Annotated in this window: 12 protein-coding genes and 2 pseudogenes; 7 read left to right on the forward strand and 7 right to left on the reverse strand. The window is 73.1% G+C overall.

The window, feature by feature from the left end; translation table 11 throughout:
• Window positions 1-254: 254 nt before the first annotated feature.
• A complete protein-coding gene (locus ACWGIS_RS23970) occupies window positions 255-446 on the reverse strand; it encodes a hypothetical protein (protein WP_453364508.1) in 192 nt (63 codons plus the stop codon).
• A 714-nt stretch (window positions 447-1,160) separates the two neighbouring features.
• Here ACWGIS_RS23970 and ACWGIS_RS23975 point away from each other — a divergent pair.
• The 3 genes and pseudogenes from ACWGIS_RS23975 to ACWGIS_RS23985 all read left to right on the forward strand — a co-directional run.
• A pseudogene (locus ACWGIS_RS23975) lies at window positions 1,161-1,602 on the forward strand (RNA polymerase sigma factor); the annotation flags it as partial.
• A gap of 168 nt (window positions 1,603-1,770) precedes the next feature.
• Entirely contained in the window at window positions 1,771-2,853 is a 1,083-nt protein-coding gene (locus tag ACWGIS_RS23980) for a hypothetical protein (RefSeq protein ID WP_453364560.1), read from the forward strand.
• 132 nt (window positions 2,854-2,985) lie between these two features.
• Window positions 2,986-3,485, forward strand: a pseudogene (locus ACWGIS_RS23985) (GNAT family N-acetyltransferase).
• A 128-nt stretch (window positions 3,486-3,613) separates the two neighbouring features.
• On the opposite strand, the gene ACWGIS_RS23990 reads toward ACWGIS_RS23985, so the two are convergent.
• Complete coding sequence (locus ACWGIS_RS23990; RefSeq protein WP_453364509.1) at window positions 3,614-3,967, reverse strand: hypothetical protein; 354 nt, start codon at window positions 3,965-3,967, stop codon at window positions 3,614-3,616.
• Between the two features lie 332 nt (window positions 3,968-4,299).
• Here ACWGIS_RS23990 and ACWGIS_RS23995 point away from each other — a divergent pair, with 332 nt between their 5' ends.
• Both ACWGIS_RS23995 and ACWGIS_RS24000 read left to right on the forward strand, forming a co-directional pair.
• Window positions 4,300-4,749, forward strand: coding sequence for a MarR family winged helix-turn-helix transcriptional regulator (locus ACWGIS_RS23995; protein ID WP_453364510.1), 450 nt, complete (start codon window positions 4,300-4,302; stop codon window positions 4,747-4,749).
• Between the two features lie 104 nt (window positions 4,750-4,853).
• Window positions 4,854-5,438, forward strand: coding sequence for a hydrolase (locus ACWGIS_RS24000; protein WP_453364511.1), 585 nt, complete (start codon window positions 4,854-4,856; stop codon window positions 5,436-5,438).
• A gap of 43 nt (window positions 5,439-5,481) precedes the next feature.
• Here ACWGIS_RS24000 and ACWGIS_RS24005 read toward each other — a convergent pair whose 3' ends face one another.
• Window positions 5,482-6,423: a ketopantoate reductase family protein gene (locus ACWGIS_RS24005; protein ID WP_453364512.1), complete on the reverse strand. Its 942-nt coding sequence runs from the start codon at window positions 6,421-6,423 to the stop codon at window positions 5,482-5,484.
• Window positions 6,424-6,725: 302 nt separating this feature from the next.
• On the opposite strand from ACWGIS_RS24005, the gene ACWGIS_RS24010 reads away from it, so the two are divergent.
• Window positions 6,726-6,962, forward strand: coding sequence for a DUF2277 domain-containing protein (locus tag ACWGIS_RS24010; RefSeq protein ID WP_453364513.1), 237 nt, complete (start codon window positions 6,726-6,728; stop codon window positions 6,960-6,962).
• A gap of 363 nt (window positions 6,963-7,325) precedes the next feature.
• Here ACWGIS_RS24010 and ACWGIS_RS24015 read toward each other — a convergent pair whose 3' ends face one another.
• A complete protein-coding gene (locus ACWGIS_RS24015; protein WP_453364514.1) occupies window positions 7,326-7,940 on the reverse strand; it encodes a DedA family protein in 615 nt (204 codons plus the stop codon).
• A 248-nt stretch (window positions 7,941-8,188) separates the two neighbouring features.
• On the opposite strand from ACWGIS_RS24015, the gene ACWGIS_RS24020 reads away from it, so the two are divergent.
• Window positions 8,189-8,791: a superoxide dismutase family protein gene (locus ACWGIS_RS24020; RefSeq protein WP_453364515.1), complete on the forward strand. Its 603-nt coding sequence runs from the start codon at window positions 8,189-8,191 to the stop codon at window positions 8,789-8,791.
• Window positions 8,792-8,969: 178 nt separating this feature from the next.
• Here ACWGIS_RS24020 and ACWGIS_RS24025 read toward each other — a convergent pair whose 3' ends face one another.
• The 3 genes from ACWGIS_RS24025 to ACWGIS_RS24035 form a co-directional block, all read right to left on the reverse strand.
• Window positions 8,970-9,425: a DoxX family protein gene (locus tag ACWGIS_RS24025; RefSeq protein WP_453364516.1), complete on the reverse strand. Its 456-nt coding sequence runs from the start codon at window positions 9,423-9,425 to the stop codon at window positions 8,970-8,972.
• An 82-nt stretch (window positions 9,426-9,507) separates the two neighbouring features.
• Window positions 9,508-11,433 (reverse strand): FAD/NAD(P)-binding protein, encoded by a 1,926-nt coding sequence (locus ACWGIS_RS24030; RefSeq protein WP_453364517.1) that lies wholly within the window; start codon window positions 11,431-11,433, stop codon window positions 9,508-9,510.
• A 181-nt stretch (window positions 11,434-11,614) separates the two neighbouring features.
• Window positions 11,615-13,261, reverse strand: a complete 1,647-nt coding sequence (locus ACWGIS_RS24035; RefSeq protein ID WP_453364518.1) for an alkaline phosphatase D family protein — start codon at window positions 13,259-13,261, stop codon at window positions 11,615-11,617.
• Between the last annotated feature and the right edge of the window lie 38 nt (window positions 13,262-13,299).

Below are 13,299 nucleotides of genomic sequence, written 5' to 3' on the forward strand. Positions count from 1 at the left end.
TGAAATCCGTTTGTCGGCATCGTTTTCATGACCGCTCTATATGACCCGGGGGGCGTGCCGCAGTCACGCCACATTGACGACGACTAGGTCGACAACCGCCGCCACGATGCGACCTCGCCCGCGAAGTCTGCCCCGAACGCACGAGCGCCCTTCCGGTCAGCAGCAGGTCAGGACGCTGATCGTTTAGGCGGCGGCAGGTCACGGCCGCCGGTGATCAGTTGTGGCTGAGCTGGCATCACCGTCCGCTGGCGTTCTCAGTTTTCTTCGTCTCCGACCAGGCCGATAGCAAAGGGGAACGACTGCAAGACCTCTTGCCGCGCCTGCTCTTCCTCCGCTTCGGCCAAGCCTGCGGGTGCCTGCAAGAGCCGTTCGCGCTGGGGTGCTGGCAGTCGCAGCAGCACCCCGCCCACGCTCTCCATGATCTTCACGGCCGAGTCGGGATCCACCTCCTCGTCCTCGCAGCTGTCCAGCCACCAAACGATGTCAACGAGCGGACCGGGAGTGTGGGCACGAGTGGATCCAAGTCAGTCATTCGTGCAAGCTAACCGACCCCTACGACATCACGTCCGGCGTCGGTGAGTGTCCACAACTTCAGGACATCGCCTGCGTGGTTCCACGAGACCAACGGCACGTCGCTTCCCTCACTGCCGCAGTCGAATGCGTCGAAGCTGGGGGCCGGCAGTTGTGCCACATCGTGCGGTCACCACGCTCAGCGACGGCTCGGCGTAGTCGAGACACCGTTCGCCTGGGGCGTCGCTACAGCCGATGCGATGGGAAGCTGCGCCACCGCCCACATCCGCCCTTACGGATGTCGGCGGTCCGGGGCCGTCCGTGCCTACCTACTCCAGGAGCCCAACGGGGCCCAGGTCGGCCGGTGTTGCTCCGGTAATCCGGGCATTCGTCCCTCTTCGGTCGGCGTGCCACTGACGTGCCGGATGGGGCGCGCGGAGGCCGTCGTGCCGCACCCGCACGGGGACATGCCGGCGCCGCCGATCGCGTACGGTCGCGCCCGCTGCCTGAGGGAACCCTGTGCGGCCGTGAACTCGGGGCGGGGCCGCGGGGAACAACGGGTGACACGCTCGACCCCCACCCGCTGACGGAGGACCCGTGATTGGACTTCACCGGCGCTCGACCTCGGCGACGAGCGCGACGGCCATGTCATCGCGCGGTCCCTGGAACATCCCGAGCTGTTCGCCCGGCTCTACGACCGGTACGCACCCGACATCCACCGGTACGCGGCTCGGCGCCTCGGCGACCACGCGGCGGACGACGTCGGCTGACACGTTCCTTACCGCCTTTCGGGTGCGTGCCCGCTACGACTCCTCGCGGGCCAGTGCCCGGCCCTGGCTGTACGGAATCGCCGCGAACCTCATCGGCAAGCAGCGCCGGAAGGAAGTACGCGGCCTGCGGGCGCTGGCCAGGACCGGCCAGGACCCCGTCGAGGCCGGCTGGGTCGAGGACACCGCGGACCTGGTCGCCGACCCCGCCCCGCTCGCGGATGCGCTCGCCGCGCTGTCCGCCGCCGACCGGCATGTCCTGCTGCTTGTGGCCTGGGCCGACCTGACCTACCAGGAGGTCGCCGAGGCGCTCGGCCTACCCGTCCGCGCCCGTCGGGTCGGTGATCTTGCGAGCGCGGCCGGCCTCTCGCGCCTGGCCAGCGCGTCCTTGTCCCACCGCCCGTCACCAGTGGTCGAGTTGGGCTGTGTGAGGATGCCTCCGTGTCGGTCGGCCCTGGGGAGGGTCGGGTGGGGAAGAAGGGTGGGGCCCGTCGTGGGCGAGGTCGGGGAGTCCATACCGGACGAGGAGTGGGAGCGCTTCCTTCGTGACGCTGAGGCGAGGGCTCAGGGTGCGCCCAAGGAGCCGTCGGCGCGGGCCCGGATGGTGGCGCGGCGGCTGCGCGAGGAGACCGCGCCTCCCACGCCGTGGCGGAGTCACCAGCCGGCCCGGCGTCGAAGGGGCAAGGGCTGGTACGTGGTCGGCGTGCTGGTCGCCGTCGCCCTGCTGCTCGTGGCGTTGAACCCCGGGCGGGTGGCCGGATGGTTCGGGGGCGGAAGCGGTGAGCGTACGCCGCTCGCCGCGGAGTCGGAGTATCCGGATCAGCCGCCGCCCACGGAAGCGGTGGCCCCGCGACCGACCCTGAAGGAGCCGTTCAGGGGGTCGCCCGCGGCGCAGTGGGACGACGGGACGGCCGGCATCGGTGTGCCCGAGGCGCGGGCGACCGGGTGGATGAACAAGGCGCAGGTCGCGCAGGCGCTCGACAGGACACGGGACTTCCTCGACGCGTCCAGTCTGCGCGGTGAGCGGCCGACGAAGGCGATCGCGTTGATCAACCCGCATCAGCGGGACGTCCAGGACTACCTGGCCACCGCGTTCCGCGCACCCAGCAGCGAGGACGACCCGCTGCTTCTCTTCAGCCGGTTCGAGAAGACGAAGGTCCGGCTCGTCGGGGACGTGGTCAAGACGCGGGGCCGGATGACCTACCTGGAGGGCAAGCGCGGTGCGGTCGAGGTGATCACCGACGTCACGTACGTGTATCCCGTCGTGCGCGCCGCGGCGGGAAGCGACGAGGTCGCGCGCACCGTCGTGCGCCGCGAGGTGGTGCTGAGCTGGGACGACCCGGCGAAGGTCGTCGTCGAGCCGGGTACGTTCTCCCTCGTCTCCTACAAGTCGGACACCGCCAACGGCGGCTGCGACAACGAGACCGGCTACTTCATCCCCGAGTTCGACGCGGAGCGCGCGCCCTCGCCCAATGGAGACGGCCGTGAGGTCGACCCGTACGACCGGAGCACGTCGATGGATACCCTTGTGCGGGCGGCCGACGAGGCGGGCTGCGGGACCGCCACGCGGTCGTGACCGCGGAGCCGGGTGGAGCTGAACAGTCGTCGGGCCAGGTCCTGATGAGCGCCTGACTGATGAGCGCCTGACAAGGGCCCTGGGCCGCTGCCGGTCTCCACGGCCCAGGGCAACTCCCCTTAGGGTTCCGGCATGGACAGGTCACCTCGGTTGGCGGAGATCACCCCGGACAACATCGACGCCCACTCGGTCTGCGGGTCCGGGCGGACCAGGAGCACCTCGTCGCGCCGGTCGTGAAGTCGCTCGCCGAGGCGTACGTGTATCCGGACATCGCCTGGCCCCGCCTCATCCTCGACGGTGACCGGCCTGTCGGCTTCCTCATGGGCTTCTTCGGCATCGACTGGAAGGGCGACGGCAGTGGTACGGACATCCGCTCCGGCCTCTGGCGTCTCAACGTCGCCGCCGGCGAGCAGGGCCGGGGCTACGGGCGTTTCGCCGTCGAGTCCGTGGCCGCCGAGATCCGCCGTCGCGGCGGCACCCTGCTGACGACCACCTGGCACCCGGGCGAGGACGGTCCCGAGCGTTTCTATCTGGGGCTCGGGTTCCGTCTCACGGGTGAGACGAGCGGCGGCCAGACGGTCGGCGCGCTGGAGCTGCGTCAGCGCCACCACCGATCCGTCGGCGCGCAGTGAGCGGGGGAGGGGCCTCGGGGCGGGCCCGGGGCTACGAGCGGCTCGCGTGAGGGGGGCTCCCCGGTCCGCGGGCCCGGGCGACCGTCGGCTCGTGTCCGGGGTGGGGCTCTCCGCTGTGCGGGGCCGGGCTAGGACCGGCTCGCGTCCGGGGCGGCGCTCTCCGGTGCGTGCTTCAGCTTGCTGCGGGCGTCGACCTTCTCCCCGGTCGCGACCTCGTCCCAGAAGCGGTGGCAGGTCACGAAGACGGCCAACTCCCTTTCGCGCTGCCGGAGTTTCTCCACCTCGGCCTGTTCGTCGGGCGTCCAGCCGGGGGACGCGGGGCGTTCCACCTTGCGCCAGCCGTGCCCGTCGCTGAAGCCGTCCAGTGGCTCCACCGACCAGGGAAGTCGCTTGAGCAGGGCCAGGAGCTCCGCCCGGACCTGATGCAGCTCCTCCTGGCCGGCCAGGAGGTCACTCGGGAAGTCATAGGGGGTCGCTGCCACACCGCAATGGTACGCCTGTTCGATTTAGGGATGCGAGTTCCTCCGGTGACTTCGCGCGTGACTTCACACGAACGGGTGGGCGCCGGGTTCCGGCCACCGTCCCCGGCGCCCCGAGTGTCGTTCCGTATCGCAGGTCCCGGGTGCCCCGAGCGCGGCTCATACGGCGACGAGCGCCGGTCCGCTCCGAGCGGCCCCAACCGCCCTGTCACGGCGCTGAGTTCACCTCGCCGCCATTTTACGCAACCCGACTGTGGAGTCTGAACTGTTCAGGTCAAACTGGACAGGCCAGCCTGATGGTTTTACCGTGGACGCATGATCGAGGAGGCGGGCGCATGACCGGCGAAGGCGCGGGGATCTCCGACTCCGCCGCCCGGGCCGCGCAGGATCTCCGCGTGGTCTTCAGCCGGCTGCGGCGGCGTATCCGTGAGGTCGCCGAGACCCAGGAGCTCACACCGTCCCAGGTGTCCGCGCTGACCCTGCTGGGCAAGAGCGGGGCCGCCACGGCCAGCGGGCTGGCCGCCGCCGAGGGGGTCCGCCCGCAGTCGATGGCCGCCACCCTCGCCGCGCTGGAGCGGCACGGGCTCATCACGCGCAATCCCGACCCCGGCGACGGGCGCCGTCAGCTGGTCACCCTCACCGACGCCGGTCGCGAGCACGTCGAGGGCAACCGGCAGGCTCGCGAGGAGTGGCTGGCCCGGGCGTTCCAGGACCGCTGCACCGAAGCCGAGCGGCAGACCGTCATCGAGGCGATCGCCCTGGTGGAACGGCTCACCCGGCCATGAGCCCGTAAGTCACCTCGCCCCCGATGCCCCCCACACCCGCCGATGCCCCCATGCCCGCCGTGGCTCCACACCCCCACACCCCCACACCCTTGCGGAAGGCCCCCATGTCTCTCACCACCCTCGACCCCCGTACCGCGCTCGTCGTGATCGACCTGCAGAACGGGATCGTCGCCGCGCCCACCGTGCCGCTCGGCGGGACCGAGGTGGTGGCCCGGGCCGCCGAGCTCGCCGGTGCCTTCCGGGCCCACGGGCTCCCCGTGGTGCTGGTGCGCGTCACCGCGGCCGCCGACGGAGCGGACGCCGTGCCCGGCCGTACCGACCAGGGACGCCCAGGCGGCAGCCGGCCGGAGGGCTGGGACGTCATCGTCGACGAACTCGCCGGCCACCCCGGGGACATCACCGTGACGAAGCGCAACTGGGGCGCCTTCCACGGCACCGACCTCGACCTCCAGCTGCGCCGCCGCGGCATCACGCAGATCGTGCTGACCGGCATCGCGACCAGCATCGGCGTGGAGTCCACCGCACGGGCGGCCCACGAGCACGGGTACCACGTCACCCTCGCCACCGACGCCATGTCCGACCTCGACGCCGAGGCCCACCGCAACAGCGTCGAGCGGATCTTCCCCCGCCTGGGCGAGAGGGGCACGACCGCCGAGGTCATCGAGCTGCTGGCCAAGACCCGCGTCTGACCGGCCTGCCGGTGACCCCCGGGGGCCGTGCCCCGGCCCCCGCTCAGCGCGTCCGGTCGGCCAACTCCCGTACCAGGCGCGCCGTCACGGGCACCGGCACCCCGTGCCGGTCGGCCGCCCGCAGCAACGCCCCGCCGATCGCGTCGAGTTCCAGGGCGCGGCCCGCCTCCGCGTCGCGCTGCATGGAGGACCGCATGCCCGGCGGGAAGGAGTCGTAGCGGGCGAGGGCCTGAGCCGGGTCCGCCGGGGCGCCGCTCGCGCTGCTGACCGCGGCCGTCTCCTCGACCAGCGCCGTCAGCTCCTCGCGGTGGCCCGTGCGCACCTCGCCCAGCGGCAGCGCGTACCGCGTCGTCAGCAGGGCGAAGGGCGCCAGGAACGACATCTTCGCCCACAGCGCGGCGACCTCGTCGTCCAGCACCCGCACCGTCGGTCCGGCCGCCGCGAGTGCCCCGGCGAGGGCGTCGAGGTCCTCGCGCGGAACGGCGTCCCCGGTCAGGTCGATCTCCGCGAAGGGGCTGCCGTGTTCGATCACCCCGGGGGCCACGCGGGTCGACTCCACGCGGACGACGGCCGGCGCCACCCGGGCGGCGCCGTACCGGGCGCGCAGGGCCGCGGGGTGTTCGACACCGTTCAGGAACGGCACGACGAGGCCGTTCCCGCCCAGAACGTGCGCCGGTACGCGGTCCAGCGCCGCGTCCAGCGCCGTGTGCTTGACGGCGATCAGGCAGGCGTCGACCGGCTCGCGCAGCTCGGTGTCCGCCTCGACCGGCGCGGTGAAGTCACCGAACGTGCCGCTGCGCACCTGGACGCCGCCGTCGCGCAGCGCCCCCGCCGTCTCGTCGCCGGCCAGGCAGATCACCCGGTGCCCGGCCCGCGCCATGAGCGCCGCCAGCAGTCCGCCGACGCCGCCGGGGCCCAGTACCGCGACCGTCAGCGGCTTTCCGGGCAGGGGGCCGTGCTGCTCCAAGGGCTGGTTCTTCGTCATGTGTCCCGGTCCTCTCGTCGGTCGGCCCCGTCACGGTGGCCGCCTCGGTGTGGATGATCTCAGTCGCCGCAGCCGTACGGACGCGCCGGGGGCCGACAGGTGCGGGCGCTCGGTGACTCCGGCCCGCGAGGACGCCTGTCGGTGACGCCGTCCTGCCTGCGGTGGCCCCAGTGCTCGGAGAACGGCGCTACGACACGGCGGGCGCCGCACGTGATCTCCCCTGTGGCCATGTACTGAACAATCGCCGGGAACAGAAAGCTGTTCCCGGGCCGGGACGGCGATGTACGCGCGACACTGGACGCATGTGCCGCAGCATCAAGACGCTCCGTCCGCCCGTACTCCCCGAGGAGGCGACCGAGGACGACATCCGGGCCGCCGCCCTCCAGTACGTCCGCAAGGTGTCCGGCTTCCGGGCGCCGGCCGCGCACAACCGCGAGGTCTTCGACCGGGCCGTCGAAGCCGTCACCGCGGCGACGGCCGAGTTGCTGGACGGCCTGGAGGTGCGGGGACAGTCGGCGCCCCGCTCGGTCGCCTCGTAAGCGAAGTCACCCCGGCCGGCCCGGAGCCACCTGCGCCGGGCCGCCGGGCCGCCGTGCCGCAGAGTCGACATGTCGCTTCGGAGACATCGGAGTCGGAGGGTGATAACCCTGTCACCCGCTAGTGCTAGCACTAGCACTAGCACTAGCACTAGTGCAGGGCGCCCAAAGCATGCCCGCTCACGCAGGTCCCACCCGCTCACGCAGGTCCCACCCGCTCACGCAAGTCCCACCCGGTCACGCGGAGCCCGCCAGCTCACCCTCCCGCCGTCACCCCGACGCCCAGAGCCCGCCCGCCAGTGATCCCGCCCTCGGTCGCGCTCCCGCCCTCGGCCGCGCCCCCGTTCTCCGCCGCGGACCCCGTCCTCACCGCTGCGCGCGGGGTTGGCGCATGAGGAAGCCCGCGCCGGCCCCGGCGGCGAACAGCGCTCCGAAGGAGACGGCCGTGGCCAGCCACGTGGCACCCAGCCACTGGCCGCCGTAGTAGCCGAGGGCGACGCTGTACGCGGTCCAGGCGACGCCCGCCAGGATGGACCAGGGCAGGAACTCGCGGACGCGGCGATGGGCGGCGCCCGCGCACAGGGAGACGACCGAGCGGCCGGCCGGGGCGAAGCGGGCGACCACGACCAGGACGCCGCCGCCCCGGGCGAGGGCCCCGCCGAGACGTTCCTGCGCGCTGGTCAGGCGGCGCGAGCGGGCGATGGCACGGTCGAGGCGCTCGCCGCCGCGCCAGGCGAGGCGGTACGCCACCATGTCGCCCAGGACCGAGGCGGTGGCCGCGCAGAGGGCGAGGGCCAGGAGGTCGGGCACGTCGTGCGGGACCGCGGCGCCGGTCGCGGTGCCCGCGGCGGCCGCCGTCGCCGCGGCGATGACCAGGACCCCGCTGGGGAGCACAGGCAGGAAGACGTCGAGCAGGACGGACATGGCCACGACGGCGTAGATCCATGGGCTGCCGGTCAGCGACCCCACACTTTCAAGCACCGCACACTCCCCTGGACTCCCCCGTGGGCACGACCACGCCGCGACGTCGGGAGGAGCGGCAGGGCGGCCTGTGACAGCCATACAGCGTACGCGTGAGGTGTGACAGGAGATCCACGGGGGGCGCATGTGTTCGCCACATCGCGTTCACCCGGGTGCGCCATCGGTACGGCGTCCAGCACGGACTTCCCGTACGAACGAAACGGACGAACTGAATCCGGTGGAGTGACGACGAGGAAGCGGGACTGACGATGGTGGCAGCGATATGCGCCGGGGTGCTGGCGGCGACCGTTTTCGCGGCGGGCGGCGCGCCGGCGCAGGGCATGCGGGGGCCGGACGGGCCCGACCGGGTGCAGGCGGCGCCGGACGGTTCCTGGATGCGGACGGCCGGCCGGTTCGCGCCTGCCGGTGCCTTCGCCTCCTCGGCGGCGCTGACGTACGACACGGACCTCGTGCCGGCGGGCGCACGGGTCGAGGTGGGCCAGCGCGGCGACGGGCGGGGCGCCACGGCCGTACGGCTGCGGATGGCGGGCGTGCGGCCCGGTCACACGTACGGCGTCCACGTGCACCGGAACCCCTGCGGCGCGGACCCCGCGGACGCGGGCGGGCACTACCAGCACCGCGAGGACCCGGTGCAGCCGTCGATGGACCCGGACTACGCCAACCCCGGCAACGAGGTGTGGCTGGACTTCACGGCCGACGGGCGGGGAGCGGGGGAGGCGCTGGCCGAGCACGACTGGGGGTTCCGGAGGGGCGGGGCGTCCTCCGTCGTGGTGCACGACCAGCCGGGGATGAGCGGCGGGCGGCTGGCCTGCTTCACGGTCCCCTTCGGCTGGTCCCCCGAAAGCGGCTGACGCCGGGACGTGCGGCAGGGCAGGGTCTCCGTGGCCAGGGCCGGGCCGGGTCTCCAGGCGGCGGGTCCGGCCGGATCTGCGCGGGTCGGGTCGGTCCGTGGAGCGGGACCGGGCCGGGACTCCGTGGAGCGGGCTGGGCCGGCGCCCGCCGGGACGGGGCAGGCGCCGGCTCGTGGTGTCAGACCGCGGCCGGTGCCCGGTCCGCGGCGGCCTTGTCCTCGTCGGCCGGGGACGTACGGCCCGCGAGGAGCCGGTCGACGCCGAGGGCGCCGGAGCCGGTGAAGACCAGCAGGAACAGGGACCAGCAGAACAGCACGGAGAGCTCGCCGCCGTTCTGGAGGGGCCACAGGGCCGACGGCTGGTGCACGTCGAAGTACGCGTACGCCATCGAGCCGGAGGAGACGAAGGCCGCGGCGCGGGTGCCGAGGCCGAGGAGCACCAGCGTGCCGCCGGCGAGCTGGATGACGGCCGCGTACCAGCCCGGCCAGGTGCCGGCGGGGACGGAGCCGCCGCCCTGGGCGCCGCCGAGGACGCCGAAGAGCGAGGCGGCGCCGTGGCAGGCGAAGAGCAGGCCGACGACGATGCGGAAGAGGCCGATGGCGTAGGGCTGGGCGCTGTCGAGGCGTCCGGTCATGTGGGGGGCTCCTTCGGTCGGGGCCGGTCCGCGGACGGACCGGTCTCGGGGAGTGAACCGAGGAGTCACAGGTTAGGTGCGCCTAATCAATGCTTGCAAGTTCAACATCAGGCCACGGCTCCGCCTCCGTCCGGGACTCCGTTCCGGACGTCGTCGCACGTAGGGCCGCCCGCGCGACCGCGTCGGCGTCCGAAAGCGTGACCGAATCCACCCCTGGCCGGGCGCCGGCGGCGGTCACCCAGTGCACGCCCTCCGTGGGCACGCCGAAGGCGAACCGCCGTGCGTGAGGCTCTCCCTGACTGTCTATCAGGTAGTACGGGCGGGGCGTCACGTCCAGCCCTCCGGTCTCGTAGCCGTCGACGGTGTGCGGGCGGCACCCGCCCGTCTTCAGCAGCCGGGCGAGGAGTTCGTCCGCCGTCCGCCGCACATCCGGCTCCGGCAGCCGCGCCTCGACGAGCGTCGTCGCGCGTACGGCCGAGCCCGGCACGTCGGGGGAGTCGGCCAGCCATCCGCCGTCCTCGGGCCGCACCCGCAGCCGCGGACCCACCACCGTCAGGACCCCCGCCTCGATCAGCGCGGCCATCTCCTCGATCCGGCGCCGGGGCGGGCCGATGGACAGGAAGGCGTTGAGCGGGGTGTACCAGCGGTCCAGGTGGTCCCGGCGCGAGGTGCCCGGGAGGCCGCCGTGGTCCACGACGAGCCGCAGTTCGTTGCGCAGGTCGCGCAGCACGTCCAGAGCGGCCTTGAGGGGACCGTCGACGTTGCCGAGGGCGGCCTGCGCGGCGTCCTCGCGCAGATGCGCCAGCAGCCAGTCGCGCCAGACGCGGGGACCCGCGAAGGACCGGCCGGCGTACGGGCGGGAGAGCCGGTCCCAGGACCAGCGGTCGGCGCCCGGAACGCCGAACTCGTCGAGCAGCGCGGCCTCTTGTGAGCCGTCGTGCTCCGCGCGGAGGAAGCGCTCACGGAAACCGGACCGCCCGTGTGCCGTCCCCCGAAGCCTCAACAGCGTCTCGTAGTACACCGTTTCGACCTCCTTCGCGATCAGGGGCCATATCTCGCCGAGGAAGTCCGGTGCCTCGCCGGAGTCCGCGCGCTCGCGGAAACGGGAGATCACATCCGGGGTGAGGACGAGGGGAGTGTGCCGGCCGCAGGGGCCTTTCGCGTTGTCGCCGCGTGCCTGGTGGGGGATGCCGCGTCGGGAACCGGCGTACAGGCGCGGCTCCTCGCCCGAGGGCAGATAGCGCAGTCCCCGGGGCGTCCGGACGAAGCGCCCGCCGCGGCCCGTCGTGAACAGGGCCGTGTGATCGAAGAAGTTGAGGCCGAGTCCGCGCAGGAGCACCGGCTCGCCGGGCGACATCGGGGCGAGGTCGACGTCGGCCGGGTTGGCGGGCGGCACGTGACGCAGCCCGTGCCGGTCCGCGTACGCGCCCAGTCGCCGCTGCCCGGGGCCGGCGAGCACCGGCAGATGGCCCTGGGCGAGGACCACCGCGCTCAGGCCCTCCAGGGAGCGGCCGTCGGAGAGGGTGACCGTCTGGCGGCCGTCGGGACCGTCGTCCAGGCGGACGGCGTGCGCGGCGTGCGCCTCGACGCGGACGCCGGCCGGGGCGCTGCGCACCGTGCGCGCGAAGACCCAGGCGAGGTAGCGGCCGTACTGCGCGCGGGTCGGGTAGTCGTCGGGGCCGAGCCGGTCCTCGGTGCCGGACTCGTCGGCCCAGGTGTGCAGGCTCGGGCCGGGGCGCACCGGTCCCGCGCACCCGACGCTCTCGTCGGTGAACAGGGTGACCTGGGAGGCAACGGTGTTCATCAGCAGCTCGGACGGCTGGGTGGTCCGCCAGACCCGGCCGGGTCCCGGCGGCGACGGGTCGATCACATGGACCGTCAGACGGGTTCCGGGCGCCAGCAGTTCGGGTGCGGAGGCGCACAGGCGCTCCAGGACGCTGGTGCCGCGGGGTCCCGCGCCGATCAGGGCGACGGCGGCGGGCACGGTTTCCGCGGGTGCTGCAGACAAGGAGGTGACTCCCGGGCGTGGGGGGCGCAAGGGCGGCGGACCGCCCGCCGGAAGCGGACGGTCCGCCTCATCATGCCGCCGTACGCCGCGGTGTCCGAGCCCGGGACGGATGATCGGGACCGGGTGTGGGATGCCTCACGGGCATCCGGGACAACGCACCCGGCAACCCGGTGAAATGGCCCTATGAGGGGGTGAGTTGGGACTCCTCCACCGCGATCAGACGGGTGCTGTCGCCGTTCGCCCGGGCCTGCTCCAGGCGCAGCCGCGCCGCCCGGCCCCGCAACGTCAGCGTCATCAGCTGGTTGCCGAACCAGGGGCCGCCCGTCCTGCGCCAGGACACGGCGGGCCGGCCCTGGCGTCCGTGCCGGGACAGCAGGCGCCCGATGGCACGCCCCGTCCGGCTCCAGCCGAAGCGGAACCCGATCCGCATCGACAGCGGGATCGAGTTGTGGACCGGCGAGCAGGTCAGCTGCAGGACCCGGGCGTCCGGGGCGGCGTCACCGGGCCACGTGGGCTCGGCGACGTACGCGTGGTGCACGTCGCCGGAGAGCACCAGCACCGTCGCCGGGGCCCCCTCGCCGCTGCCCGCCTCGGCGATGAGCTGCCGCAGCGCCTCGAAGGACTCCGGGAACGCCGCCCAGTGCTCCAGGTCGGCCTTCCTGCGCACCTGTTCACCGATGCGCGCCCAGCGGGCCCCGCGCTCGCCCCGGCACACGCCCGCGTTCCACGTCTCGGCGTCGTGGATCAGGTGGGGGAGCAGCCAGGGCAGGGAGGTGCCGATGAGCAGGTGGTCGTAGGCGTCGCGCCGGTCCATCACCTGCTCGCGCAGCCACCGCTCCTCGCCCGCGTCCAGCATGGAGCGGTGCTGCTCGTCCAGGACGCGGGCCGCCCGGGAGTCGAGCATGACGACGCGGACGCGGCCGAAGTCGCGGCGGTAGCTCCAGCGCACGGAGGACGGCTCGGCGTCGGAGCGGGCGGCGTGGTCCCGCAGGACGTCCGTGCCGTCGGGGGCGGCGCGGACGGCGGCGTAGACCGGGTCGGCCTCCAGCTCGGCGGGGGAGAGGTTGCCGAGGTGCTGGTGGACCCAGTACGACATCAGGCCGCCGAGGATGCGCTCGCGCCACCAGGACGTGGCGCGGATGTCGGCCAGCCAGGACGCGCTGGTGTTCCAGTCGTCGATGACGTCGTGGTCGTCGAAGATCATGCAGCTCGGGACCGTGGACAGCAGCCAGCGGATCTCGGAGTCCCGCCACGACTCGTGGTACAGCCGGGTGTACTCCTCGTAGTCCGCGATCTGCTCGCCGGGAGGCTCGTCCAGACTGCGCCGGGTGGCGATCCAGTCGCGGGTCGACTCGGAGGTCTCGTCCGCGTACACCTGGTCGCCGAGCAGGAGCAGCACGTCGGGCCGCTCGGCGTCCGGCGTGGAGGACAGCCGCGCCGCCAGCGTGTCCAGCGCGTCGGGGCCCACCGGATCCTTCTCGTCCCCGGGCGGGGCCGCCCAGCGGCAGGAGCCGAAGGTGACCCGGACGCTGTCCCCGCTGTCCCGGTCGAGGGTGCGGATGACCGGGGGCGGGAAGGGCGAGTCCGCCAGCGGCCAGACGGGCGTGCCGTCCAGCAGCAGTTCGTACGTGGACGCCGAGCCCGGCTCCAGGCCGGTCAGCACCACGAGGGCGTAGTGGTGCCCGGCCACCTGGAAGGTGCGGGACTCCCCCTTGGCGCCCTCGGCGCACCGCACCTCGGCGGTGCACGGACGGCTCGTCTCGACCCATACGGTCGCGGACGAGTCGTCGACGAACCTGAGCAGGGGGCCCAGCAGGAGCTCCGACACGGCGATCACCTTCCTCCGTCGCCCCGTACGGTACGAAA

The sequence above is a fragment of the Streptomyces sp. NPDC054842 genome, assembly GCF_053611025.1.

What these genes read in the sequence shown, in the direction of transcription:
- ACWGIS_RS24020 (WP_453364515.1), top strand. Translation starts at nt 8,189, where the DNA reads ATGGTGGCAGCGATATGCGCCGGGGTGCTGGCGGCGACCGTTTTCGCG.
- ACWGIS_RS23995 (WP_453364510.1), top strand. Translation starts at nt 4,300, where the DNA reads ATGACCGGCGAAGGCGCGGGGATCTCCGACTCCGCCGCCCGGGCCGCG.
- ACWGIS_RS24005 (WP_453364512.1), bottom strand. Translation starts at nt 6,423, where the DNA reads ATGACGAAGAACCAGCCCTTGGAGCAGCACGGCCCCCTGCCCGGAAAG.
- ACWGIS_RS24010 (WP_453364513.1), top strand. Translation starts at nt 6,726, where the DNA reads ATGTGCCGCAGCATCAAGACGCTCCGTCCGCCCGTACTCCCCGAGGAG.
- ACWGIS_RS24000 (WP_453364511.1), top strand. Translation starts at nt 4,854, where the DNA reads ATGTCTCTCACCACCCTCGACCCCCGTACCGCGCTCGTCGTGATCGAC.
- ACWGIS_RS24025 (WP_453364516.1), bottom strand. Translation starts at nt 9,425, where the DNA reads ATGACCGGACGCCTCGACAGCGCCCAGCCCTACGCCATCGGCCTCTTC.